This is a genomic window from Paenibacillus sp. Y916, from assembly GCF_056786435.1.
Genome location: NZ_JBXCJA010000014.1, coordinates 87,644 through 111,319 on the forward strand (window position 1 = coordinate 87,644; position 23,676 = coordinate 111,319).

Sequence of the window (23,676 nt, forward strand, 5' to 3'; positions counted from 1 at the left end):
AAGCTTTCCTACGGAAAGCTACTTCGGAAGCATATGCTTTGCCCTCTGATTTCAACCGCTAAGCGGTATATAATCAAGAAATCAGAGGGTAACAGCGATCGTAAGGACAATCCGTCATCGTATATTTAGGATTGGGGATAGGAAAGTTCATCTAGTGACATCTCGAAGCTTGGAGCAATATGCTGGAGAAAGTAATCCAACTCAGGCAAATCTAGTAGTTGTAACTTATCATAGGTCTGGTTCTTGGCTACCGTAAATTCCCGATTACCAGAAGCGACTTCCAACGTACATTTGAGATAAGCGTCCAATCGATCGGCAGCCTTTACATATTTATTTAACTCATGATCTTGAATGTCTAGCTGATTATCAGGTTTGAGTAGCCCTTCATAAATATCTTGTAGACGGGGTGGAGTCATACTGAGTAGACGTTCAGCTGCAAAGGTCTCCATCTCACGGAAGCTTGCGAGTATAAGTGGGTTGTCATGTTTAACTGGTGTAGCAATATCACCTGTGAACACCTCGGTAGCATCATGGAATAGAGCTAAAGTGACTGCCCGATCAGCATTCAACTCACGCTGGAAATAATGATTCCCAATGGTGCAGAGCATATGGGTTAGTAAAGCAACATGGTAAGAATGCTCAGCTACGTTCTCAGGCATGTGACTTCTCATCAGACTCCAACGCTGGATATATTGAAGACGATACATATAAGCAGAGAAATGATAGTTCATAAATATAAAACTCCTCTCGAATAAATCTTCTTATGCTATTATAATACCAATGGAAGTATTATAAGAGAAGAAATGAGTCTCTAAACTATAATTAGTATGTTCAAGAAACAATGGAATATATTCGAAGTAGCGAAGATGACGGAATTGTCCTGAAGAAGCGGTAGCGTTCGCCTTTGCCCTCTGATTTCAACCGCTATGTGTTATATAATCAAGAAATCGGAGGGCAACAGCGATCGTAAGGACAATCCTTCATCGTAGCGGCATCATACACAAATAGTTGTGAAGTACTAGTTATAGAATTGAGAAGAAATGATGAACGACATTGGAGAGGATATATACAGAATGAGAAGATGGAGTGAGTCTTTTACGCAATGGTATGAGAAATATATGTTTCTAATTATTCCTGGATCGCTGTTCATTGGATTCTTACTTAGTCATTCTTTACTACCCTACGTTTCTTGGTCACCTTATATATTTGGTTATGTGACACTTGTGATGGCATTAGGATGTGGGGTGGGGCACTTGAAATGGGTCATGAGACGTCCAGCACCTATCGTTCTTGTGCTCGTACTAAGTCATATTGTTGCTCCAATCTTAGCCTTCGGACTAGGATCGCTACTCTTTGGGGTCTATTCTGATTATACCGTTGGGTTGGTACTATTTACGATTATCCCGTTTGGAGTTTCTTCTGTCCTGTGGGTTGGACTATCGCATGGTAATGTGGCGTTAATGCTTGCTTTGGTCGTTCTAGATTCCGCACTTAGCCCGTTTGTTGTTCCTTTTCTCATTGAATTTTTCTTTGAGACGCAGATTATATTTGATAGTTTGAGTTTGATGAAAGATTTGTTTGTGATTGTCGTTCTTCCTACTGTCATAGGTGTTGCTTTGTATGAATTGTCACGAGGAAAGCTTAAGAATGTTGTTGCACCTATAGCTGTTCCTCTTTCAAAGATTGGATTTACATCGGTAGTCATGCTGAATGCAGCAGCTATCGCACCGCATCTTATAGATTTGAAGAAGGATATGCTGATCGTTATCCCTGCGGTGCTTATTATCGTGACCGTTAGTTACATACTGGGTTATTTAGGTGGTAATGTCCTGACAAATCCTGAAAGAGAAATAAAGGTAACGATGTCTTATGCAACGGGGATGCGCAATATATCGCTTGGAATGGTGATAGCTATGAGTTATTTCTCTCCAAAAGCCTCAGTTCCAGTAGTTTTAGGGATCATGGTGCAACAACCACTAGCTACGCTGTTTCATGCTTATCTTAGAAGATGGGTTCCTTTACAAGAAGTAAAGAGCCCTCAATGGACTAGTAAAACTGAACAAGGGAGAAATGGTTTATGAAGTCTTTTCGTACAAATTTAACCATAGTATTAATGATTATGATTGGATTTACTATGATTGTTGCTGGTATTGCTATGGCCAAAGTATTCAGAGATTCCCATGTCATCATCCTTGAGGAGAATATGTCCCGGGAAATAAAACTGCTTGGCAGTACATTCGACTTTCATCCAACTGGGGATGAAAGGGCTTTGCGATATTACACTGAGGAATCTAAGAAAATAGGGGAGTTAATAGACTCACGCGTGACTTTTATTAATCATAATGGTGTTGTGATTGGTGATTCGGAGACAGATCCGTTATTAATGGATAACCACAACGACAGAGAAGAGATTATTTCAGCTAGAGAAGAGGGTGTGGGACATGTTATAAGATATAGTACCTCTCTTGGACAAGATATGTTGTATGTAGCTGCACCGATCAAAGTGGGTAATGAATTTGATGGATATATTCGATTGTCGGTTAGTCTTCAATCCATTAATCAGGGGTTACAGCACGGATGGACGCTTATGGCGGTATGGTTACTCATCCTTTTTGTGATTGCAACAATCGTCAGTTATCGTATGGCGGCGAGTCTAACGGCACCTTTAGAACAGATTATTAAAGTGTCTAGAAAAATTTCCCATCTGGACTACGATTCTCGTGTGCAATTGGATCGTCATGATGAGGTTGGGCATTTAGGTAAAGCCATTAATGCAATGGCGGATAGTTTGCAGAATCAACTGAAGAGAATTCGAGATAACGAGGGGTTAATTCAAAGTGTATTAGATAATATGACTAGCGGTATTTTATTAATTGATATAAAGGGGAATATTGCAGTTATTAATCCAGCTGCGGAAAAGATGCTCAAAGTTAAAGCTGAACGAGTACTAGGTAAGCCATATTTGGAAATGAAAGAACATTATGAATTAACAAAGCTTTTAAATGAAGGTCTGACGTCTATGCAAGCTATCCATGAAGAACGAAATTTATATTATCCTGAGGAAATATTGATGCGCGTGGATGGGGTTCCGATGTTAGAAGAGGAAGGTACTTACAAGGGAATGTTGTTCTTATTACAAAATATTACGGCTATCCGCAGGTTGGAAAATGTTCGCAGTGAGTTCGTTACGAATGTCTCACATGAGTTGAAAACACCAATAGCTGCAGTGAAAGGATTCGCTGAAACATTGCTGGGTGGTGGCGTGACAGATGAGAAGACGGTGCGATCTTTTCTACAAATTATATATGATGAAAGCGAAAGGTTGAACAGGCTGATTAGTGATATTCTAGATCTATCTAAAATTGAATCAAAGAGTATTCATATGGAGTGCTCCCCTGTTCATTTATCATCATTCTTCGTGCCCGTACTAGATACATTAGGCGCAGTCGCATCTAAAAAAAGGATACTTCTCCAAGCTGATGTTCCAGATGAGTTATATATTGAAGCAGATGAAGATAAGTTGAAACAAATATTTCTGAATATTCTATCTAATGCTGTCAATTATACGCAAGAAGGTGGGAAGGTAAAAGTAACAGTTGAGCATAAAGAGCATGAAGAAGGTCATGATACAATTCAATTCACAATCGCAGACACTGGAATGGGAATTCCTAAAAAGGACCTTTCACGAATATTTGAACGTTTCTATCGGGTCGATAAAGCACGATCAAGATTTTCTGGTGGGACAGGTCTGGGTCTGTCTATCGTAAAACATTTAGTTGATATGCATCATGGGATTGTGATGGTAGAGAGCGAGTTGAATATAGGTACATCCTTTATTATTGAACTACCGCTTCTACAAGGAGATGGGGAATAATATAGAATGTTTACACTCTGTTAACATTACGGTGTTATGATTATGAATAAAGATCGTCTGCAAGTGATGAAATATAAAGAATGGGGGGTTCACATGTCACAACGATTGTTGGTTATTGAGGACGAGCCGACATTGGCGCGATTATTATCCTATAATTTAACACAAGAAGGTTATGATGTAACCGTGGAAGATCACGGGACGATAGGTTATGAACGTGCATCTCAGGAAATGTTTGACCTTATTCTACTGGATATTATGCTCCCCGGAATGAATGGTATTGATATTTTAGGTAAATTACGCGCACAAGGTGTAGTGACGCCCATTATTATTCTAACTGCTAAGAATGCTGAAGAGGAAGTTGTACAAGGACTTAAATTAGGTGCTGATGATTATATAACAAAGCCCTTTGGTGTCTCGGAATTATTGGCTAGAGTGAGCGCTGTTATAAGAAGAGTATCAGGTAAAAGTGAAGAAGTGATAACAACGCAGACTACATCCACGATGATATCATTAGGTCAGTTAGAAATATTCCCAGAGAAATATGAAGTGATATTAGGTGGACATAATATTAATCTACGGCCCAAAGAGTTTGAAGTGCTTCTATACCTTGCTCGCAAGCCTGGGGTAGTTCTCACAAGGGATGATTTAATGAACGAGGTTTGGGGATTTGATTATATTGGGGGTCAGAGAACCGTTGACGTGCATGTTAGTTCCCTTCGTAAAAAACTTGAACTTGATCCTGACTCTGTCCACATTGATTCTATTCGCGGTGTTGGTTATAAATTAGTTGTTAATAAAAAGAGAAATGTTCCCCATTAATATATTTTACATGGACCTTACAAATGTAGGGTGCAGTATTTACATAAAAATAGTAATATGTTAGGGAACAACTCGTATAGATAAGGAGATAAGAATATTAAATGGAAGATATTATCCATATTAAGCAATTAAATCTATTCTACGGAAGTTTCCATGCTCTCAAGGATGTTGATCTAACGATCCCAGAGAAGACGATTACGTCATTTATTGGACCTTCTGGTTGTGGTAAATCAACATTGTTGCGTACATTGAATCGTATGAATGATATGATTCCAGGAACTCAAATTGTTGGTTCTGTCAAAATTAATGGCAAAGAAATATATGGTGAAGATGTTCAAGTTGAGGTTCTCCGTAAGCAAGTGGGTATGGTATTTCAGCAACCCAATCCATTCCCTAAATCGATTTATGATAATATTGCTTATGGTCCTCGATTGCATGGAATTGTGAATAAAGCAGAACTTGATAAAATAGTAGAACAAAGCTTGCATCAAGCGGCGCTATGGGATGAAGTGAAGGATTATTTGAAACGTTCAGCTCTAAGCCTTTCGGGCGGGCAGCAACAGCGTCTGTGCATCGCACGTGCATTATCTGTCCAGCCTGATATTTTATTGATGGATGAAGCAACTTCAGCTCTCGATCCAATCTCGACTCTTAAGATTGAAGAGTTAGTGCAGGAATTGAAGGAAATGTATACAATTGTGATGGTTACTCATAATATGCATCAAGCAGCACGTGTATCTGGGCGAACGGTTTTTTTCCTCAATGGGGAAGTCGTTGAAGCGGATGAAACGGATGTCTTATTTACGAATCCTCAAGATTCCCGAACGGAAGACTATATTTCAGGACGATTTGGTTAAATGAAGAGTATTGATGGGGGGATAATGGACCTATGATTCGAAGAATAGGATTAGACCAAGATCTAAATGAATTGCGTACATTGTTACGGAAAATGGGCGAACATGTTATTCAAGCTTTAGATGGCGCTATTACAGCACTGCACACACTGAATGTAGATTTAGCGCAACAGATCGTTAAGGATGATGTGTTACTCAATGCAATGGAAGATCAAATTATGGACATTGGATCACGCTTGATTGTTACCCAGCAACCTGTTGCTAAGGATTTACGACGTATCCTTGTTGCTTTTAAAATTTCAAGTGACTTGGAGCGGATGGGAGATCTTGCATTAGATGTTGCTAAAGTAACGATGCGTCTCCAAGGGCAACCTTTAATTAAGCCACTTATTGACATCCCTAAAATGGCTGAAATTGTTGATGTAATGATTTCAGAAGCTATTACCTCCTATCTTGATGAGAATACGGATCTGGCTTTAAAGATGGCACGAGATGATGATGAAGTGGATCATTTATACGGACAAATCATTACAGAATTGTACACCTATATACCGTCACATCCTGAATCTATATCTCAAGTGATGTTATTGACATTAGTAGCTCGCTACATTGAACGTATTGCAGACCATGCTACTAATATTGGGGAAAGTGTTATTTATCTAGTGACAGGAACACGACCTGACCTAAACGAATAATAGAGGAAGTTCAAAAAACCGACTTTTTGAACATGTATTAAAGAGGTAGCTTAAAACTTAGCATCGACAATTGTCGGTGCTTTTTTCTCGATTTGTGGGTTCCTATGGTATCATGATAGAAGAATGTTGTAAAGGGAAGGTGTTTTATGGAAAAGTTAATTCTTATTGATGGAAATAGTATTATTTATCGTGCCTTTTTTGCAATGCCACCACTTACGAACACCAAGGGATGGCATACGAATGCCGTATATGGATTTACGAATATGTTACTTCGGATCATTGAGGATCATAAGCCGACACATATGATGGTGGCCTTTGATGCTGGAAAAGTGACATTCCGACATGAAAGTTATAAAGAATACAAAGGTGGACGGGCAAAGACGCCGCATGAGCTATCTGAGCAGTTTCCTTTGCTAAAAGAGTTATTAGAGGGATTGGGAATTGCCCAATATGAATTGGGTGGATTTGAAGCCGATGATATTATTGGGACTATTGCCAAGCAAGCTGATGCAGCAGGCCGCGAAGTATTGATCATATCGGGAGATAAGGATATGTTTCAACTGGCATCAGAGCATGTACAGATTGGGATGACGCGCAAGGGTGTTACGGATATTGAGATATACAACCCAGCATTAATTCAAGAGAAATATGGTCTAGAACCACATCAAATTACAGATTTGAAAGGGCTAATGGGAGATACATCGGATAATATTCCAGGCGTTCCAGGTGTAGGTGAGAAGACGGCTCTTAAGCTTCTACATCAATTCGGATCGGTAGAAGAGGTTCTAGCCAATACGCATGAGTTAAAGGGTAAAATGAAGGAAAAGATTGAGGCCCATGCCGATGATGCCATTCTAAGTAAGAAGCTAGCTACGATTTATCGGGAAGTCCAATTAGATAAGACATTTGATGAGCTGGTGTTCAATGGTCTGCAGGAGGAGAATGCTGGTCCGGCACTCGCTAAATTAGAGTTCAAATCATTGTTGGAGCGTCTTTCTTTCTCGGCAGAAGGAGAAGAAGGGGTGGGTGCTACGGCGCAACCTGTTCTGGATGTAGAGGTTACTGTCATTAACGAAGATAATATGGACGAGTTTATTACACGGCTCCCACAAGTTGAAGTGTTGCATGTAGAGACGTATGGTGATAATCCGCATCGTGCAGAGATCATTGGTATCGTGTTCTCATCCTATGAGCGCCATGATTATGTATCATTGGATCTCTTGAGAATAACTTCTGCTGCACCTATTCTGAATTGGCTACAAGACCCTGCGTATCCGAAAAGAGGATATGATCTGCATCGAATGGATCTTGCGTTGCATTGGAATGATATTCCCTTTGCTGGTGTAGACTTTGATGTTCAATTAGCTGCATACTTGCTTGATCCAACAGAATCCAACCAAACGGTAAGTGCATTGGCTTCCAAATATGGCTTATCAGCCGTAGCTAATGAAGAAGATGTATTCGGAAAAGGTGCGAAATATAAAGTGCCTGATGTAGATGTTCTGAGCAATCACTTGGCACGTAAATCAGCTACCATCCTTAGTATTATTCCGAAGCAGGAGGAAGAGTTGGATAAGAATGAGATGAAGTCATTATTTCATGACCTTGAGATGCCGCTATCACGTATTTTGGCAGATATGGAGAAGCAAGGGATCCAAGTTAACCCAGAGGGCTTACAACAGCTTGGTAAGGAGCTTGCGGAGCAGATCCATCATCTTGAAGAAGAAATATACCGTATTGCAGATGCAAAGTTTAATATAAATTCACCGAAGCAGTTAGGTGAGATTCTATTCGTGAAGTTAGGTCTTCCAGCAGTGAAGAAGACGAAGACTGGATTCTCAACTGATGCTGAGGTACTTGAGAAGCTAGCGCCTTATCATGAAGTTGTCCAACTCATTCTACAATATCGGACACTTGCTAAATTGCAATCAACTTATGTAGAAGGATTACTTAAAGAGATCTCTCCTAAGACAGGTAAAGTGCATACGTATTATCGTCAGACCATTGCTGCAACGGGTCGATTGAGTAGTCAATTTCCGAATCTACAGAATATTCCGATTCGACTTGAGGAAGGTCGCAAAATCCGTAAAGCTTTTGTACCTTCTGAACCAGGGTGGTCTATTCTAGCGGCCGACTATTCGCAGATTGAATTACGTGTGTTGGCACATATCTCTAATGATGAGAACCTTAAAGAAGCCTTCATTCAAAATATGGACATTCATACGAAGACGGCTATGGACGTATTTGGAGTGAAGCCAGAAGAAGTAGATTCTAATATGCGTCGTTCTGCTAAGGCAGTCAATTTCGGTATCGTGTATGGCATTAGTGATTATGGATTATCGCAGAATCTGAATATTACGAGGAAAGAAGCTTCTCAATTTATCGAACAATATTTCGAGGTGTTCCAAGGCGTCAGACAATTTATGGGTGATATTGTGAAAGAAGCCAAGGAGAATGGTTATGTCACGACGCTATTAGGCAGAAGAAGGTATCTTCCTGAGATTAATTCCAGTAACTTCAATCTTCGATCATTCGCAGAACGTACGGCGATGAATACACCTATCCAAGGTACGGCAGCAGATATTATTAAGTTGGCAATGGTGCATATGGATCAGGCGCTCTCAGATAAAAAATTAAAGAGCCGTATGCTTCTACAAGTTCATGATGAATTGGTATTCGAAGTTCCTGAAGATGAACTTGAGATGATGAAATCACTTGTCCCTGAAATTATGGCACAAGCTCTTCAACTTGTTGTTCCACTACAAGCTGAAGTTAGCTTTGGTAGTAACTGGTATGAAGCTAAATAGTAGCCCTAAAGGTCAGAATTTCGTTATAATGGGTTAGAGGTGAGAGCATTATGCCGGAATTACCGGAAGTAGAAACGATAAAGAACACATTGAATGTATTAATTAAAAACAAAACGATTGATCGTGTTAGTGTTCATTTGGGGCGAATTATTCAGCGTCCTGATGATATAGATGAGTTTTCCTTTTTGATTGCAGGACATACTGTTCAAGGTGTGGAACGACGTGGGAAATTTTTACGTATTCTGATGGATGGGCTTGTACTCGTATCCCATTTACGGATGGAAGGAAGATACGGTCTTTACTCTAGTCAAGACCCAGTAGAGAAGCATACGCATGTTGTCTTTCATTTCAACGACGGTACAGAATTGCGTTATAAAGATGTCCGACAATTTGGTACAATGCACTTGTTCGCAGCAGGTGAGGATCTTGTGAATTTACCGTTATCTAAGCTAGGTGTTGAGCCATTAGATGAGTCATTTACGCTAGAGCAATTCAAGAAGATACTAACGGGGAAGAAGACTAAGATTAAATCAGTCCTCTTGAACCAGGTATATGTCGTCGGAATTGGTAATATCTATGTAGATGAATCTTTATTTAAAGCGGGAATCCATCCAGAGCAACCAACAAATTCTATAGAGGACAAGCAGCTTGGGATATTACATGGCTCCATCGTCAGAATATTATTGGAATCCATTGAAGCGGGAGGATCCTCGATCAAATCATATGTGGATGGCCAAGGAGAGATGGGGATGTTCCAGCAGGAACTTCAAGTGTACGGACGTGAGAACAAACCTTGTATCAACTGTGGATCACTTATCGAAAAGATAGTTGTGGGCGGAAGAGGTACGCATTTCTGTCCGAGATGTCAAAGGCTCCAAGTGCGAACGATCTCTTAAGCAGTAATAATGATGTTAATGTGCACCCACCCGTTTCGTCTTCCATATAATAACGGAGGATACATCAATGGCTACGGAAGAGTTTCGGATGAAATATTCGATGCTTCCGTACGAGATAGGGAGGGGACAGGGGTGCACAGTCATATTTTTGCACTGATGTTGCTGGCTTTTGCGGTAAGTTTGGATAGTTTTGGAGTGGGGATTACATATGGCTTGAAGCAGGTGAAGATTCCCTTGCTTTCGATTATGATCATATCTACTCTTTCGGGTGTTGTTATTTACATTTCGATGCAAGTGGGTGTTATGTTAGCGAACTTTATTACTCCTACTGTAGCGTCTGTTGTAGGGGCTATTATTCTCATAATTATGGGATTATGGTCTTTGGTCCAGATGGTTGTGCAGAAGGAGAAGGAGCAAGTGGTTAAACCTGTAATTATTGAGAAGATGGAGGGAAATCCTCAACTTCCAGTGGAGCGCAAATTGTTCACATTTGAAATTCGCAAAATGGGGCTTGTTATTCAAATATTAAGGACTCCATCCTCCGCTGACGTGGATAAATCGGGTAGTATCTCGGGTTATGAGGCGATGTGGTTGGGGATCGCGTTGTCTTTAGATGCATTCGGAGCAGGTTTGGGTGCAGCTCTACTTGGTTTTTCGCCCTTGTCCACATCGCTAGTTATAGCTGTCTTTAGTGGTAGTTTTCTCGTTATGGGTATGAATACAGGGTTTCGATTTGCTATGAAATCATGGACACGGCACATGACGGCATTGCCAGCTTTAATGTTAATAATAATGGGAATAATGAAGCTATTATGAGGTGAAATATGAATATAGGATTAACCGGAGGAATTGCTACAGGGAAGAGTACCGTGTCCTCTCTTCTGGTGAAGAAGGGGGCTTTGCTAGTTGATGCAGATGCCATTGCCCGGGATGTTATGCTCCCGGGTCAGCCTGTTCTTACTGCAGTGACGAATTTTTTTGGACAAGCTATATTACAAGCAGACGGTACTTTAGATCGGAAGAAGCTCGGGAGTATTGTATTTAATGATAAAGAAGCTCTTAAGATATTGAATGATATTAGTCATCCTGAAATTCGCAAACAATTGAGTGAACGTATGAAGGAACTCGAGAAGCAGAATCCGGAAACGCTCATTGTGGTTGATATCCCTCTATTGTTAGAATCAGGACTACAATCGATGTTCGAACAAGTGCTGGTGGTATATGTATCAAGGGATATACAGAAGCTAAGGTTGATGCAAAGAGATGGCTTGTCTAATGATGAAGCGGAAGCTAGGCTCCACGCACAAATGGATATAGAAATGAAGAAGACTATGACAGATCTCGTAATCGATAACAGTGATAGCTTAGCGACAACGGAGCAACAAGTAAATGAATTATGGCTCCAGTTAGGCCAGTTATGAGACTTTTTCGTAAAAAGAGGGTACTTATGCTTCTTTTCACTACATTTGTCATGTTGTTATTCTTCAATGGTAATTGGATGTCTTGGTTTTATCCTATTCATTTCAAAGAAGAGATTAAACTTCAAGCTGAAGAGTATGATGTTGATCCGTATTTAATTGCTGCTATTATCCGAGTAGAGTCAAATTTTAAGACGGGTAAAGAGTCGAGTAAAGGTGCGATTGGAATTATGCAACTTATGCCGACTACAGCGACTTGGGCTATGGAAATGGCTAAACTCCCTGAAGTATCTCTAGATCGGATTAAGCATGAAGTCAGTCCTAATATTCAGCTAGGTACCTGGTACTTATCCTCTTTATTTAAGCAGTTTGATGGTAATAGGGCGATAGCCATTGCCGCATACAATGCAGGTCCGGGTAATGTGAAAAGCTGGATGAATAAAGGTCTATGGGATGGACAAATTGAAACGGTTAAAGAAATTCCGATTGATCAGACTAGGCATTATGTACAACGTGTATTATATTATTACGAGAAATATACGGATGTGTATGATAAGTTCTAATGTTGATGAACTAAAAAGAAGTGTTAGGCTAGATATTAATCCGGCCCAACACTCCTAATCTAAATTATACTAGCTGTATTGACCAGCCAATTGTTGTTCTGCAATGGTTACTAATCGTTTGGTAATATACCCTCCGATTGAACCGTTCTCATATGAAGTCATATTACCTTGATATCCATCTTGAGGAATGCTAATTCCAAGTTCTTGAGCAATTTCATATTTCATTTGTTCAAGGGCACCTGTAGCTTTAGTTACAACTAAGTTGTTAGAGTTGCTGTTTGAGCTCATTGTTGTTCACCTCCTCGCTGTTGGTAAAAGTATTATGTGCTTTAAATACAATCTTCATAACTAAATAAAGTGTGAAAATTAAGGAAATAAATATAAATGTTGGACTAATCCACTGTGAAAAGGAAGTGTTGAGGAAAATGAAGTGCCCTTTCTGTGACTATTCGGGAACTAAGGTGTTGGATTCGCGTCCGGCGAATGAGAATAAATCGATCCGACGTAGGCGTGAATGTGAACAATGTGCACGGAGATTCACTACGTTTGAAATGGTTGAAGAAGCCCCTCTAATTGTAATCAAGAAGAATGGTAATCGTGAGGAGTTTAGCAGAGATAAGATGATGCGCGGATTGATTCGAGCTTGCGAGAAACGACCAGTATCTGTAGAACAGTTCGATATGATCGTCTCAGAGGTAGAAAAGGCACTTCGCGATACGGCTGTACCAGAAGTGGAAAGTCAACAGATCGGGGAACTGGTGATGGAAGAGCTATATCAGGTGGATGAGGTTGCTTATGTACGATTTGCTTCTGTATATCGCCAATTTAAGGATATTAATATGTTCATGAAAGAACTGAAGACTCTTTTATCTAAAAGTACGTCTGAGGAATAAGAGGAATATTATCAAGGGGATATATTGATATTGACATAATCTTTATTGTTTGATAAGTTATTAGTTGTTGTCAAAGTCAATGGGGCCTTAGCTCAGCTGGGAGAGCGCATCGCTGGCAGTGATGAGGTCAGGGGTTCGATCCCCCTAGGCTCCACCAATAAAACAAATCAACCACGTCCATAGGACGTGGTTTTCTGTTTATTATGGTGGAGCCACAAGGCAGACCGCGCGCACGAAGCGAATGTGGAGGAGTACGGCGTCTCAATCTACCGCTAAAAGTCCTCGTCGAGTTGGCTATGTTAGCATATGAACAAGATTCGGACATCCTATGATGGAATAGCGAGTTAAACGAACTATATCCCGTTCCAATAGGTTTCCTTTCTTATCCGACAAGCAGGCAATGTTTTTCTTACCATAGTTTTCAAAAACATTAATTCAATTTATATAGATTGCTCTTTTTTTGTTTTTTGTAATCAGCACTACATTTTATTACAAAAAGATATGTTATAACTATATTGAAGGAATGCTAACGATGATTGTTTTCATTTATTTAAAATAATATGTATATCGAGGGGAGTAAGATTATTTTGATCATTGAAAAGAAAATGAAATATGAATTGATGGGTGGGTATAATAAGATTAAGAAGCAAATGAGCGCTTTGCTTGTTTTTATTTTGATTGCTTCTAGTTTGATTGCTTCTAGTATGTTTGCATTACCCGTTGCAGCAGCGACAGAAAATACGCTAGGGAAGGTAACAAATACTCCAATTTATGTAGATGGTAAGAAGGCAGAACAGGATATCCTTTCAATTTCTATTGATAACTCATTATATTTGCCACTTCGTGCGACCTCTCAGCTACTCGGATTAAAAGTAGACTGGAGTCAAGCAGAGCAAGCGGTTTACATTACAACTAGCTCTATCTCATTTACTGCCTCCCCTAATAATGATACTGGATTGAACACAGGGTCTACAATTTCAGGGAAAGTATCCAATGCTACTCTTTCTGTAGATGGCAAGCAGATTCAATTGTTAGATACAAACGGTAATAAAATTTCTCCTCTATCGTTCCATGGCAGTGTATACTTGCCGATTCGAGCGCTCGCCACTTCTCTTGGGTTGGAAATAGCTTGGGAGGGTGATGGTGCTAAGGGACAAGTCAATATTAATACTCAGTCAGCAAGTGAAAAGCCAACAGGTGAAAAGGGTGATCAGGGCGAGCAAGGTGACGCAGGAGCAACAGGACCAACAGGACCAACAGGATCGCAAGGTGATAAAGGAGCTAAAGGCGACACAGGGTCAGCAGGACCAGCAGGACCAACAGGATTGCAAGGTGATAAAGGAGATATAGGCGACACGGGAGCAACAGGACCAGCAGGACCGCAAGGTGATAAAGGCGACACAGGCGACACAGGGCCAGCAGGATCAACAGGATTGCAAGGTGATAAAGGAGATAAGGGCGACACGGGTGCAACTGGAGCATCGGGACCGCAAGGTGATAAGGGAGATAAGGGCGACACGGGTGCAACTGGAGCTGCTGGCCCACAAGGCGAGTCAGGAAGTAACTCCATTCCTTGGGCAAATGCTGTCACGCAAAATACAGCGGTTTCTGTCACTTATGAGGGAATAAAAATACCTTGGCCGTCGGCTTCACTTAATACAACAAACTACACTCATTTATCTGACGGTATAGAAGTTAAACAAACGGGATTTTATTACATTACCTACCATGTTAATTTGACGGAGGCAAAAAGCATTGGAACCCGGTTACTCATAAATGATTTTTCACTTTTGACTTCTACCATTCCTCCAGGTCATGCTCAATCAAATTATTCAGCTACTGTGATAGAGTATATTACTGCAGGAAGCAAAATTTCTCTTCAATTATATGGAGCTTCAGAACTTGTGGAATTGGTAACTCGAGGTCAAGGCGCTTCAATATCTATTATGAAGCTTTCCTAATATACTTTCAATTTGGCTATACGAAGCAGGAAGGTCATCATTATGTGAAAAATGATGACCTTTTTATTTTGCGCCCAGCATGGGCGCTATCTATAGGGTGTGAGTCCCGAATGGTGAAGGAAAATGATGGAGTTTAAGCACTTAAAGTTTATGGTGAGAAGCTATTATTAGTATGAGTCGAACAGTTCGTGAAAAATGGCAAGAATAAAAATACTATAACATCTTTATCCTCACTCTATTTTATGGTTGTGTAAATGACCATCCGTGGTAGAGCGCATCGCTGGCAGTGATGAGGTCAGGGGTTCGATCCCACTAGGCTCCACCTTAAATTTTATCCTTCAAACCCTTACTCTGTAAGGGTTTTTTTGTTTTAGGTAAATGCTTTATTAGTTAATGAGTTTTTTGAATTTGGTGTAATGGGGACGAATTGGGGACGAAATAATATGGAGAGTAATCTGCTTATGACATTGCATATGCTAGTTCTCTTTTAGTTGATAAGGTTCTTATCGGTGGCGATACCAATATATTCAGACCCAATACAAATATTAATGGTGCTTATTTAAGCTATTCAATAAATTCTATTTTAAAAGATCGCTGAAATTCTTTCAACAGCGGACGAGAAAATTGAAAATACGGAATATAAGCAGACTGAATTGGGTGAGATACCGATTGAATGGAATACCGTGACTCTAGGAAGTGTTGCGGATCGTATAACTAGAAAAAATACGGAACAAATATCGAATAATATTCTAACGATTTCAGCTCAACACGGTTTAGTTAGTCAATATGAATATTTCAATAAAAAGGTAGCTAGTGGCTCATATAATTCTCCTTTGGTATTGTCTTTTATGATTTTCTCTAGCAAGTTGTTTATCAAACCTTCCGCCGTGATGAGTCAGTGATTCGTTTCATATGCCAGAAAATGGCATGTTCTACAGCTGTACTTATTCTCATTCAACAGGTGCTTGATTGAATATCTCACGTAATTTTTTATTACCATCTTTGCTAAAAACACCTCTCTTCACGCCTTTGTCTACGAGTTGTTCGATCTTCTGAAAGAGCAAGGAACGATGGTGGAAAGTATTGACCGTATAACCATCGATTTTGAACAAGTGTTTATTCAGATTGTAAAGGGAGGGAACAGCCACTATATTCAATGAAGCTATTTTTTATCGAATATTATTACCGTTTTGGAGTTCGCAATATATTCTACGGAGGATTCCAGCAGCTCCGACACAAAGCGTACCGGTACAAACGTACTGTCCTTCTTCAATAGCAACGGCGTATCAAAAGAAACCGTTTGTCCATTCACGTTTGCTTTCTTCTCATTAACGATCCAGCGGATCGTTACCTCTTTTTTGTTTTGGTTCCACAATACCTCCGAACCCAACCGCTCAGACACAAACCGAATCGGGACATATGTGCGGCCCGATTCAATAAACGGGAAGCTATCACTCTGCTCAATGAATAAACTCCTTTCATTTGCTATATAAAATCCTTAAAAATTATATTTTGGTAAAAGATTACCAATATGTTTTTCTGATTTAAAGGCATTGTTAACTGATTGTTAATGAGGTTGAATATGAATATAAATTGAATGAATTTTAGAATATACTAAAAGCGCTTTGCAACTGTATGATTAGTTTGTGAACAAATAGCATAGAAAGAATGGGGTGAATTTTTGGAAATACAAATTGAGAAAGGGTACAAGGAAAATAAGTTTTCTTCAATAAAAAAATCTATGAAACAATATTGTATTAAGTTTTTAAAGCAATGGCAATTGCATGTCATTATCCTTCCTGTATTGCTCTATTTTGTAATATTCGAATATTACCCTATGTATGGGTTGCAAATTGCATTTAAGGATTTCATTGCTTCAAAAGGGATCTGGAATAGTCCGTGGGTAGGTATAGAGCATTTCCAACGATTTTATGAAAGCTATCAGTTTTGGAGACTGGTTAAGAACACATTAGAGATTGGTTTATTTCAGCTTATCGTAGGATTTCCTTTGCCTATCATTCTAGCTTTATTGCTCAATGAGGTTAGAGTAAGCTGGTTCCGTAAAACTGTTCAAACGATAACGTATGCTCCACATTTTCTATCTTCAGTCGTTGTTGTAGGGATGATTATAATGTTTCTTGATCCAGATTCAGGTATGATTAATCGCTTATTAGTCGTGTTAGGGATGGAAAGTAAAGATTTTATGACTGATCCTGCATGGTTCAAAACGATTTATGTATTGTCTGGAGCATGGCAATCACTTGGATGGAACTCAATTATTTATTTGGCCGCACTAACAGCTATTGATCCTCAGCTATATGAAGCTGCAAAGGTTGATGGAGCAAACTTATTCAATCGCATTAGACATATTAATTTCCCTGCGTTAATTCCTACGATTGTCATTTTGCTTATTCTAAATGTAGGACAAGTGTTAGGTGTAGGATTTGAAAAGGTATACCTAATGCAAAATAATTTGAATCTATCCTCTTCAGATGTTGTAGCAACCTATGTATATCGCACAGGTATTTTAGGAGCTCAGTACAGCTATTCCACAGCGATAGGATTCTTGAATTCAGTCATTAGTTTTATTCTGGTAGTTATGGTCAATACGATTGCTCGTCGTATGAAGCAGGCTAGTTTATGGTAGAGGAGAGGTGATCGATGTGGTACGTGATACATTAAGCGATAGAATAACGAATGTAGTAATTATTATCTTGCTTTGTTTGATCACGGTAGTCGTATTATATCCTCTTATCTTTGTAGTCAGCTCTTCCCTTAGTGCGCCAGAGAACGTGCTTTACGGTAAAGTATGGCTTTGGCCCGTGGATTTTACCTTTGAGACGTACCTAAAGGTATTTGATAATAAAGATATTCTAGTTGGATATATCAATACGACTCTTTATACGATTGTAGGTATAATTATTAATCTTGTTTTGACAACCTTAGGTGCGTATGTGCTGTCACGTAATGAATATATTCTAAAAAATATCGTTTCAGCTTTGTTAGTATTTTCAATTTTCTTTAGTGGTGGCATTATCCCTATGTACCTTCTAATGAAGGACTTGGATTTACTAAATACGATGTGGGCTGTTATTTTCCCTGGTGCTGTATCGGTATGGAACTTGATTATCATGAGGACATTTTTCCAAACAGCGATTCCGTATGAAATTCAGGAGTCTGCTTCCATTGATGGATGCTCGCATTTCGGAATTTTATTTCGTATTATTCTTCCGTTATCTTTGCCGATTATGGCAGTAATGTTGCTGTTCTATTCCGTTGGTCACTGGAATTCTTATTTTAATGCTTTGATGTATTTTACAGATCGAGGAAAGTACCCACTGCAATTATTTTTAAGAGAAATATTGCTCCAAAATCAGATGGAATCGATGACTAATTTTAATGATGGCGATGCACTTGTGCATCTCATGCAGGTAGAGTCATTAAAGTATGCGATTGTTGTCGTTGCTAATTTGCCCATGCTTGTTTTATATCCATTTTTACAAAAGTACTTCGTTAAGGGCATGCTAGTAGGTTCATTGAAGGGTTAGTTATTAATGAATAAATTCATACTTTTGAGGAGTGTTAAAATGAAAAATGTAATGAATAAAAGCGCAGTTTTATTGATGGCTTCTAGTATTTTATTATCTGCATGTGGTAGTAGCGGAAATGCTGTAAATAATAATAGCAGCACTAATGCAAATCAAGCTGCAGCCACAACAGACATTGCAGCATCAAATGTGAATTCAACAGGTTTTCCAATTGTAAATGAAGCGGTTGACTTAACTTTCTTTGGTGGGTATGCCTATTCCTCAAACCCAGATTGGAACACAGTTCCCTTGTTTGAAGAGTATGAAAAAATGACGAATGTTGATATCACATGGGAAATGGTTCCAGCAGATGCAGTAGCAGAGAAGAAAAACTTATTGCTAGCTAGTGGTGATTATCCAGATGCTTTCCACACTGCAAATTTTACATCTTCTGAAATCTTTAAGTATGGTCAGCAAGGTATTTTAATGCCACTAAATGACCTTATTGCAGAATATGCTCCAAATTTCCAAAAGATTTTAGCTGAAAATCCTGAAATTAAGCAAGCATTAACTATGCCAGATGGTAACATTTATTCATTCCCAACGTTCTATGATCCAGAGTTCACTTCTGTTTTAACGCCTGCTAAAGGCTGGATTCGTGAAGATTGGTTAGAAAAATTAGGAATGGAAAATCCAACAACGACTGATGAATTTTATCAATACTTAAAGGCTGTAAAAGAACAAGATCCGAATGGTAATGGAAAATTTGATGAGTTGCCGTATGTAGGTCGTGGATATGATGCTCTACTATTATATATACAAGGTGCATGGGGACTAGGCAATAAAGGTACTTCTCATCGTTATGTGGACATTAATCCAGAAACGAATGAGCTTCGCTTCTACCGTGCTTCTGATCGTTACAAGGAGGTACTTCAATATGCTAATCGTCTTCATTCAGAAGGCTTAGTGAATGCTGATATCTTTACGCTTGCAAGTGCAGAGTTCTACGCACAAGGTGCTGAAGGTGTATACGGCTCTGCTATTGCTTATAACGCAAATGATCCAATGAGCTCTGATAATTTTATAGGTATGAATGCTTTGGAAGGACCATATGGAGATCGTGAATTTACTTATACTTCATCATCATTAGTTAAAGAGGGCGCATTTGTTATTACAGATAAGAATGAGAGTCCAGAAGCGACTGTTCGCTGGATGGATTATTTCTACTCCGATGAAGGTATTAAAATGTTCTTCATGGGTCTAGAAGGTGTTACTTATGAGGAGCAAGCTGATGGTTCAGTGGAATATCTAGATTTTATTAAAAACAATCCAGATGGTTTGACGCAAAACCAAATACTCGCTCAATATGTAACTTGGTTAGGTGGAGGTTACCCGAGCGTAGTAAAACAAGAATACTTTAAGGGTGCTGAAACTTATGAGGATACATTAGCAGCTGTTGAGGTTATTGAGGATTATATTATTGATGAAGTATGGCCACCATTCAACTTCTCTCAAAATGAGTTAGATGAGCTTGCTCTTCTTCAAGAGGATCTATATACCTTTATTTCAGAAAAAGAAGCAGCGTTCATTTCTGGTACTGAATCCTTTAATAACTGGGGTAAGTATGGAGCTGAGTTAGAAAAAATCGGTCTATCTCGTTATATGGAAATGTATGAAGCAGCATATCAACGTTTCTCTGGTAAATAAATAGATCACTATACTGTGATTCAAAGCCTGTATACAGTGACGCCCGGCACCTGCACTATGAAGTGCAAGTGTCGGACATCTTTATTTGTTAAGGGAACAATAACCGAATTGACTATTTTCCTAATTGATTTAATTTCTCTTTGAACTTTTTCGGTGTACATCCATTAAATCTTTTGAAAAGCTCATAAAAATGGGCCATATTATTTAAACCAACTTTTTCGGCTATATCGGTAATATTCATATCATAGGTTAATAATAAGCGCTCTGCCTTTGCAATTCGTTGGCGGTTCACATAATCGGTAAAGGAGATACCTACTTTTTTTTTGAAATATCGCGAAAAATAAACATAGCTCATACCAGCTTTCTTACTAATTTGGTTCATATCAATTTTTCCATATAGATGTTCATTTATATAGGTCATAATACGATGAATCAATTGTGCGTCACTATGATTAGCATAGAAAACAGGTTTCTGTTCACTGCGTAAAAGCGTTAAAAGAATATGCTTTATATGCATGCTAATGGCAATCTCATAGCCCTTTTTCTTTTCCATAATTTCCTTGTGAATACTGAGAATGCACGTGCCAATTTCAGCTTGAATAAGGGAATTCTGCTGAAATAAATAATTCAGTCTTTCTAGCGGATTAATGGATTCCAGGAAAAAATTGGAATAGTGCATCATTGCTAAATCCATGTAAGGCTCAAGATTGAAATGGAGCACAATATAGGTTACCTCTTGATTTGGTAAAATAGAAGGTTTATGAACTTGAGAAGATCCAATTAGAACAATATCTCCTTTATTCATTGTATAGCTTTGTGTGGACGTAAATATTTTATGAACGCCATCCAATACTAAAACCATTTCGATTTCCTTATGATAATGCCAAGGTGAGTCAGCTACTGTATCAAGGTTATGAGTAAACTCCCAACTTTTAATTTCTAATAATGAATTTTGATAGCTAATGGGTTCATTAATCGTATTCATGATATCACCTTCTGACTTAGATAGAATATGGATACAAATTAAATGAATCATGGAATAAACTTCAAAGATTTAACTTTAAAATTTAAACTTTTTAGTCGAAAAGGAGAAGAAAATGAAAATTGCTGTTTTAGGTTGCGGTGAATTAGGTAAAGTTCACGCAAATGTGTATTTAAAAATGAAAGAAGTAGAGTTAACGGGAGTTTGTGATCTAAGCGTGAAGCAAGCCGATTTATTATCTCAAGAAACAGGCGCCCCTGCTTTTTATTCCTTCGAACAGCTTTTATCAGAGGCTGATTTTGATGTTATTAGTATAACTCTACCAAGTTATTTGCATAAAGAGTATACCATATTATCGGCAAGAGCAAAAAAGCATATTATTTGCGAAAAACCAATAGCCCTTACACTTGAAGATGCGGAAGAAATGATTCGATGCACTGACGAGAATAATGTTCGTTTATTTGTAGGTCATGTAGTCAGATTTTTTCCTCAATATGTAAATATAAAGCACGCAATAGATAATGATTTAGTGGGTGCAACTGGTGTCGCTCATGCTTCTCGAGTGGGTTCTCATCCAGGTAACTCTAGAGCTTGGTATAGAGACTATAGTAAAAGTAAGGGAGTCATCGTGGATCTTATGATACACGACTTGGATTTTTTAAGATGGACAATGGGTGAGGTTGAATCCGTGTATACATTAAATACGGTGAGTGAGAACTTGGATTATGCACTCGTTACGCTTCAATTCGAAAATGGTGGCTTTGCTAACGTTGAAGGAAGTTGGGGGCATCCTGTTCCATTTCACACAAAAGCAGAAATTTCAGGAGATAAAGGAATTATTGTGGCAAATAGTCTAAAAAGTCATTCGTATGAAGTTCATAAATTTGCCTCAGAAGAAACTCATTCATATGTTAATGTGTATAATAGTCCGGTTGCTAACAGTCCTTATCATCGGGAGTTGGAGCATTTTATAAACTGTTTGATGAGTGGGACAGAACCTATAGTTAATGCTCATGATGCATATAAAGCACTAGAGATTGCATTAGCTGCCGTGGAAAGTGCAAAAACTGGACAAGTTGTCTATCTTGCAAAAGGAGGTAGCATACATGAGTAAATTAAAGGTTGGTATGATTAGCTTTGCACACAGCCATGCATTCACTTACTTAAATGTTTTGCTTTCCTTATCAACGGTAGAGGTTATTGGTATTGCTGACAACATTGAAAGCCGTGTACAGAAGGTGATTGCAGAGCATGGAATTGCTTATTATTCCGATTATAATGAGCTACTTGAACAGGACATAGATGCTGTTGTTATTTGTTCAGAAAATGTTTTTCATGCAGAGTTAACTATATCAGCGGCGAATAAAGGTAAGCATATTTTATGCGAGAAGCCTCTAGGTATTTCTATTGAAGACATGCAGAGCATGATTGATGCTTGTGCAAGAAATAAGGTGCAGCTAATGACTGCCTTTCCTTGCAGATATATAACGGCTGTTGCAAAGGCAAAGCAATCTATTGAAGAAGGTGAAATCGGAGAGATTGTTGCCTTTAAGGGAATGAATAGAGGAACAGCCCCTACCGGCTGGTTCACCGATAAACAATTATCTGGCGGTGGAGCTTTATTGGATCATACGGTTCATGTAATGGATCTTATGAATTGGTTTACTGGCAAAGTACCTATAGAGGTTTACGCACGAGCAGCTACTCTTTTCCATCATGATTTGGACATTGATGATGCGGGTATGATTCATGTGAAGTATGATAATGGTGTATTTGGTGTACTAGACACAAGCTGGTCCAGACAGAAACCGTATCCAACTTGGGGCGACGTAGCCTTAGATATTATTGGTACAAAAGGTGTTATCTCCGTAAATGGCCTAGCTCAAACTAATGAGCTTTATAGCAGTCAACTTAGTACAGAAAGTTGGAGATACTGGGGAGATAGTATGGATCAACGAATGGTTGAAGCATTCGTGGAAGCTTTAATGACTAGTCAATCAGTACCTATTACTGGAGAAGATGGCATGCGTTCTGCCCTTGTAGCTTTAGCAGGATATCGCTCTGTTCATGAGGGTAAGCCTGTAATTATGAAATAGATCAAATCTTGCTGTAATAGACGCACGGAAGAGAGTTGGGCTTGGGGAAACGGTATTGAATCTTATCCTTGATTTGATTTTTATAGCCTTTAAATTTCACCGTTAGAGATGATAAGATGAACCGTATCACAAGTAGGGCGAAATCTTTATTATGAATTACTTGCTGGAATCGTATTATGCGCTGGATATTGCTCAGACCAGTGTCGATAGCATCACTTTTGAATAAGGCTGTAAACAGCTAGGGATCATAGAAGACAACTATATCGACCAGGCATTTGAGCTAGAACAGCTATATAATGGAGATTTATTCGGAGATCGTGCATTCCCTTGGGATCGGGGCAAGGTTGAACGATTATCGCTGCTATATACATCCTTAACCTATCGGTTGTGCGACGCCTTATTAACTAGAGGGGATACGCAAGTCGCATTCCGACTCTTAACGAAGCTAACGGCTCATAATGAGTTAGATGAAGGGCCCATTTTATTTTTATAGAAGGGCTCTTTTTGTTTCATTTTGTCATTCTGTTGTCATTGGGGGTGTGTATACTTATCTCTTAGAAGGATAAGAAACATCATCTCAAGGA

24 protein-coding genes and 1 tRNA gene are annotated in these 23,676 nt (G+C 38.9%); 20 read left to right on the forward strand and 5 right to left on the reverse strand.

Annotated features, from left to right (window positions below; genetic code table 11):
* Positions 1 to 125: 125 nt before the first annotated feature.
* Positions 126 to 731 carry a 5'-deoxynucleotidase gene (yfbR, locus tag AC1TO9_RS21600; protein ID WP_482054370.1) on the reverse strand — a complete coding sequence of 202 codons (606 nt, stop codon included), beginning with the start codon at positions 729 to 731 and terminating at the stop codon, positions 126 to 128.
* Between the two features lie 342 nt (positions 732 to 1,073).
* On the opposite strand from yfbR, the gene AC1TO9_RS21605 reads away from it, so the two are divergent.
* From AC1TO9_RS21605 to AC1TO9_RS21650, 10 genes are all read left to right on the forward strand, one after another.
* A complete protein-coding gene (locus AC1TO9_RS21605; protein ID WP_482060481.1) occupies positions 1,074 to 2,081 on the forward strand; it encodes a bile acid:sodium symporter family protein in 1,008 nt (335 codons plus the stop codon).
* Positions 2,078 to 3,874 carry a two-component system histidine kinase PnpS gene (gene pnpS / locus AC1TO9_RS21610; protein WP_482060482.1) on the forward strand — a complete coding sequence of 599 codons (1,797 nt, stop codon included), beginning with the start codon at positions 2,078 to 2,080 and terminating at the stop codon, positions 3,872 to 3,874. The genes AC1TO9_RS21605 and pnpS overlap by 4 nt, the downstream gene beginning before the upstream one ends.
* Positions 3,875 to 3,967: 93 nt before the next feature.
* The gene (locus AC1TO9_RS21615; RefSeq protein ID WP_482060502.1) at positions 3,968 to 4,693 is read left to right on the forward strand and encodes a response regulator transcription factor; all 726 of its coding nucleotides are present in this window, start codon (positions 3,968 to 3,970) and stop codon (positions 4,691 to 4,693) included.
* Positions 4,694 to 4,794: 101 nt separating this feature from the next.
* Positions 4,795 to 5,550 (forward strand): phosphate ABC transporter ATP-binding protein PstB, encoded by a 756-nt coding sequence (pstB, locus tag AC1TO9_RS21620; protein WP_482054367.1) that lies wholly within the window; start codon positions 4,795 to 4,797, stop codon positions 5,548 to 5,550.
* Between the two features lie 32 nt (positions 5,551 to 5,582).
* Positions 5,583 to 6,242, forward strand: coding sequence for a phosphate signaling complex protein PhoU (gene phoU, locus AC1TO9_RS21625; RefSeq protein ID WP_482054366.1), 660 nt, complete (start codon positions 5,583 to 5,585; stop codon positions 6,240 to 6,242).
* Positions 6,243 to 6,388: 146 nt separating this feature from the next.
* Positions 6,389 to 9,049, forward strand: a complete 2,661-nt coding sequence (polA, locus tag AC1TO9_RS21630) for a DNA polymerase I (RefSeq protein WP_482060483.1) — start codon at positions 6,389 to 6,391, stop codon at positions 9,047 to 9,049.
* Positions 9,050 to 9,099: 50 nt separating this feature from the next.
* Positions 9,100 to 9,945, forward strand: coding sequence for a DNA-formamidopyrimidine glycosylase (gene mutM, locus AC1TO9_RS21635; RefSeq protein WP_482054364.1), 846 nt, complete (start codon positions 9,100 to 9,102; stop codon positions 9,943 to 9,945).
* A 132-nt stretch (positions 9,946 to 10,077) separates the two neighbouring features.
* The gene (gene ytaF / locus AC1TO9_RS21640; protein ID WP_482060484.1) at positions 10,078 to 10,761 is read left to right on the forward strand and encodes a sporulation membrane protein YtaF; all 684 of its coding nucleotides are present in this window, start codon (positions 10,078 to 10,080) and stop codon (positions 10,759 to 10,761) included.
* 8 nt (positions 10,762 to 10,769) lie between these two features.
* Positions 10,770 to 11,366, forward strand: coding sequence for a dephospho-CoA kinase (coaE, locus tag AC1TO9_RS21645; protein ID WP_482054362.1), 597 nt, complete (start codon positions 10,770 to 10,772; stop codon positions 11,364 to 11,366).
* On the forward strand, positions 11,363 to 11,926 hold the full coding sequence (locus AC1TO9_RS21650) for a lytic transglycosylase domain-containing protein (protein WP_482054361.1): 564 nt from the start codon (positions 11,363 to 11,365) through the stop codon (positions 11,924 to 11,926). The genes coaE and AC1TO9_RS21650 overlap by 4 nt, the downstream gene beginning before the upstream one ends.
* Before the next feature lie 69 nt (positions 11,927 to 11,995).
* On the opposite strand, the gene AC1TO9_RS21655 is transcribed toward AC1TO9_RS21650, so the two are convergent.
* On the reverse strand, positions 11,996 to 12,214 hold the full coding sequence (locus AC1TO9_RS21655; RefSeq protein ID WP_438349636.1) for an alpha/beta-type small acid-soluble spore protein: 219 nt from the start codon (positions 12,212 to 12,214) through the stop codon (positions 11,996 to 11,998).
* A 137-nt stretch (positions 12,215 to 12,351) separates the two neighbouring features.
* Here AC1TO9_RS21655 and nrdR point away from each other — a divergent pair, with 137 nt between their 5' ends.
* The 4 genes from nrdR to AC1TO9_RS21675 all read left to right on the forward strand — a co-directional run bounded on the left by nrdR (position 12,352) and on the right by AC1TO9_RS21675 (position 15,682).
* Positions 12,352 to 12,819 (forward strand): transcriptional regulator NrdR, encoded by a 468-nt coding sequence (gene nrdR, locus AC1TO9_RS21660; RefSeq protein ID WP_482054360.1) that lies wholly within the window; start codon positions 12,352 to 12,354, stop codon positions 12,817 to 12,819.
* A gap of 81 nt (positions 12,820 to 12,900) precedes the next feature.
* A tRNA-Ala gene (locus AC1TO9_RS21665) sits at positions 12,901 to 12,976 on the forward strand.
* Positions 12,977 to 13,406: 430 nt separating this feature from the next.
* Entirely contained in the window at positions 13,407 to 14,780 is a 1,374-nt protein-coding gene (locus AC1TO9_RS21670) for a BclA C-terminal domain-containing protein (protein WP_482060485.1), read from the forward strand.
* A 653-nt stretch (positions 14,781 to 15,433) separates the two neighbouring features.
* Positions 15,434 to 15,682: a hypothetical protein gene (locus tag AC1TO9_RS21675; RefSeq protein WP_482054358.1), complete on the forward strand. Its 249-nt coding sequence runs from the start codon at positions 15,434 to 15,436 to the stop codon at positions 15,680 to 15,682.
* Between the two features lie 48 nt (positions 15,683 to 15,730).
* Here AC1TO9_RS21675 and AC1TO9_RS21680 read toward each other — a convergent pair whose 3' ends face one another.
* Together AC1TO9_RS21680 and AC1TO9_RS21685 are read right to left on the reverse strand one after the other, a co-directional pair.
* Positions 15,731 to 15,892, reverse strand: a complete 162-nt coding sequence (locus tag AC1TO9_RS21680) for a hypothetical protein (RefSeq protein WP_482054357.1) — start codon at positions 15,890 to 15,892, stop codon at positions 15,731 to 15,733.
* A gap of 50 nt (positions 15,893 to 15,942) precedes the next feature.
* Positions 15,943 to 16,269, reverse strand: a complete 327-nt coding sequence (locus tag AC1TO9_RS21685; RefSeq protein ID WP_482060503.1) for a copper amine oxidase N-terminal domain-containing protein — start codon at positions 16,267 to 16,269, stop codon at positions 15,943 to 15,945.
* A 252-nt stretch (positions 16,270 to 16,521) separates the two neighbouring features.
* Here AC1TO9_RS21685 and AC1TO9_RS21690 point away from each other — a divergent pair, with 252 nt between their 5' ends.
* From AC1TO9_RS21690 to AC1TO9_RS21700, 3 genes are read left to right on the forward strand one after another with little or no spacing between them, the layout of a single operon-like run.
* On the forward strand, positions 16,522 to 17,427 hold the full coding sequence (locus AC1TO9_RS21690; protein ID WP_482054356.1) for an ABC transporter permease: 906 nt from the start codon (positions 16,522 to 16,524) through the stop codon (positions 17,425 to 17,427).
* A gap of 16 nt (positions 17,428 to 17,443) precedes the next feature.
* Positions 17,444 to 18,328, forward strand: coding sequence for a carbohydrate ABC transporter permease (locus AC1TO9_RS21695; protein WP_482054355.1), 885 nt, complete (start codon positions 17,444 to 17,446; stop codon positions 18,326 to 18,328).
* Between the two features lie 6 nt (positions 18,329 to 18,334).
* The gene (locus tag AC1TO9_RS21700; protein ID WP_482060486.1) at positions 18,335 to 20,014 is read left to right on the forward strand and encodes an extracellular solute-binding protein; all 1,680 of its coding nucleotides are present in this window, start codon (positions 18,335 to 18,337) and stop codon (positions 20,012 to 20,014) included.
* A gap of 112 nt (positions 20,015 to 20,126) precedes the next feature.
* On the opposite strand, the gene AC1TO9_RS21705 is transcribed toward AC1TO9_RS21700, so the two are convergent.
* On the reverse strand, positions 20,127 to 20,999 hold the full coding sequence (locus AC1TO9_RS21705; protein WP_482054353.1) for a helix-turn-helix domain-containing protein: 873 nt from the start codon (positions 20,997 to 20,999) through the stop codon (positions 20,127 to 20,129).
* Positions 21,000 to 21,111: 112 nt separating this feature from the next.
* Between AC1TO9_RS21705 and AC1TO9_RS21710 the strand changes: the two genes are divergently transcribed.
* From AC1TO9_RS21710 to AC1TO9_RS21720, 3 genes are all read left to right on the forward strand, one after another.
* Entirely contained in the window at positions 21,112 to 22,110 is a 999-nt protein-coding gene (locus AC1TO9_RS21710; RefSeq protein ID WP_482054352.1) for a Gfo/Idh/MocA family protein, read from the forward strand.
* Positions 22,103 to 23,092: a Gfo/Idh/MocA family protein gene (locus tag AC1TO9_RS21715; protein ID WP_482054351.1), complete on the forward strand. Its 990-nt coding sequence runs from the start codon at positions 22,103 to 22,105 to the stop codon at positions 23,090 to 23,092. Before AC1TO9_RS21710 ends, AC1TO9_RS21715 begins: the two co-directional genes overlap by 8 nt.
* Before the next feature lie 262 nt (positions 23,093 to 23,354).
* Entirely contained in the window at positions 23,355 to 23,585 is a 231-nt protein-coding gene (locus AC1TO9_RS21720; protein ID WP_482060504.1) for a bacterial transcriptional activator domain-containing protein, read from the forward strand.
* The last annotated feature ends 91 nt before the right edge of the window (positions 23,586 to 23,676 follow it).

Excerpts from the sequence above, each read along its gene's own strand:
- yfbR (WP_482054370.1), bottom strand. The coding sequence starts at position 731 with ATGAACTATCATTTCTCTGCTTATATGTATCGTCTTCAATATATCCAG.
- AC1TO9_RS21605 (WP_482060481.1), top strand. The coding sequence starts at position 1,074 with ATGAGAAGATGGAGTGAGTCTTTTACGCAATGGTATGAGAAATATATG.
- pnpS (WP_482060482.1), top strand. The coding sequence starts at position 2,078 with ATGAAGTCTTTTCGTACAAATTTAACCATAGTATTAATGATTATGATT.
- AC1TO9_RS21615 (WP_482060502.1), top strand. The coding sequence starts at position 3,968 with ATGTCACAACGATTGTTGGTTATTGAGGACGAGCCGACATTGGCGCGA.
- pstB (WP_482054367.1), top strand. The coding sequence starts at position 4,795 with ATGGAAGATATTATCCATATTAAGCAATTAAATCTATTCTACGGAAGT.
- phoU (WP_482054366.1), top strand. The coding sequence starts at position 5,583 with ATGATTCGAAGAATAGGATTAGACCAAGATCTAAATGAATTGCGTACA.
- polA (WP_482060483.1), top strand. The coding sequence starts at position 6,389 with ATGGAAAAGTTAATTCTTATTGATGGAAATAGTATTATTTATCGTGCC.
- mutM (WP_482054364.1), top strand. The coding sequence starts at position 9,100 with ATGCCGGAATTACCGGAAGTAGAAACGATAAAGAACACATTGAATGTA.
- coaE (WP_482054362.1), top strand. The coding sequence starts at position 10,770 with ATGAATATAGGATTAACCGGAGGAATTGCTACAGGGAAGAGTACCGTG.
- AC1TO9_RS21650 (WP_482054361.1), top strand. The coding sequence starts at position 11,363 with ATGAGACTTTTTCGTAAAAAGAGGGTACTTATGCTTCTTTTCACTACA.
- AC1TO9_RS21655 (WP_438349636.1), bottom strand. The coding sequence starts at position 12,214 with ATGAGCTCAAACAGCAACTCTAACAACTTAGTTGTAACTAAAGCTACA.
- nrdR (WP_482054360.1), top strand. The coding sequence starts at position 12,352 with ATGAAGTGCCCTTTCTGTGACTATTCGGGAACTAAGGTGTTGGATTCG.
- AC1TO9_RS21690 (WP_482054356.1), top strand. The coding sequence starts at position 16,522 with ATGAAACAATATTGTATTAAGTTTTTAAAGCAATGGCAATTGCATGTC.
- AC1TO9_RS21700 (WP_482060486.1), top strand. The coding sequence starts at position 18,335 with ATGAATAAATTCATACTTTTGAGGAGTGTTAAAATGAAAAATGTAATG.
- AC1TO9_RS21705 (WP_482054353.1), bottom strand. The coding sequence starts at position 20,999 with ATGAATACGATTAATGAACCCATTAGCTATCAAAATTCATTATTAGAA.
- AC1TO9_RS21710 (WP_482054352.1), top strand. The coding sequence starts at position 21,112 with ATGAAAATTGCTGTTTTAGGTTGCGGTGAATTAGGTAAAGTTCACGCA.
- AC1TO9_RS21715 (WP_482054351.1), top strand. The coding sequence starts at position 22,103 with ATGAGTAAATTAAAGGTTGGTATGATTAGCTTTGCACACAGCCATGCA.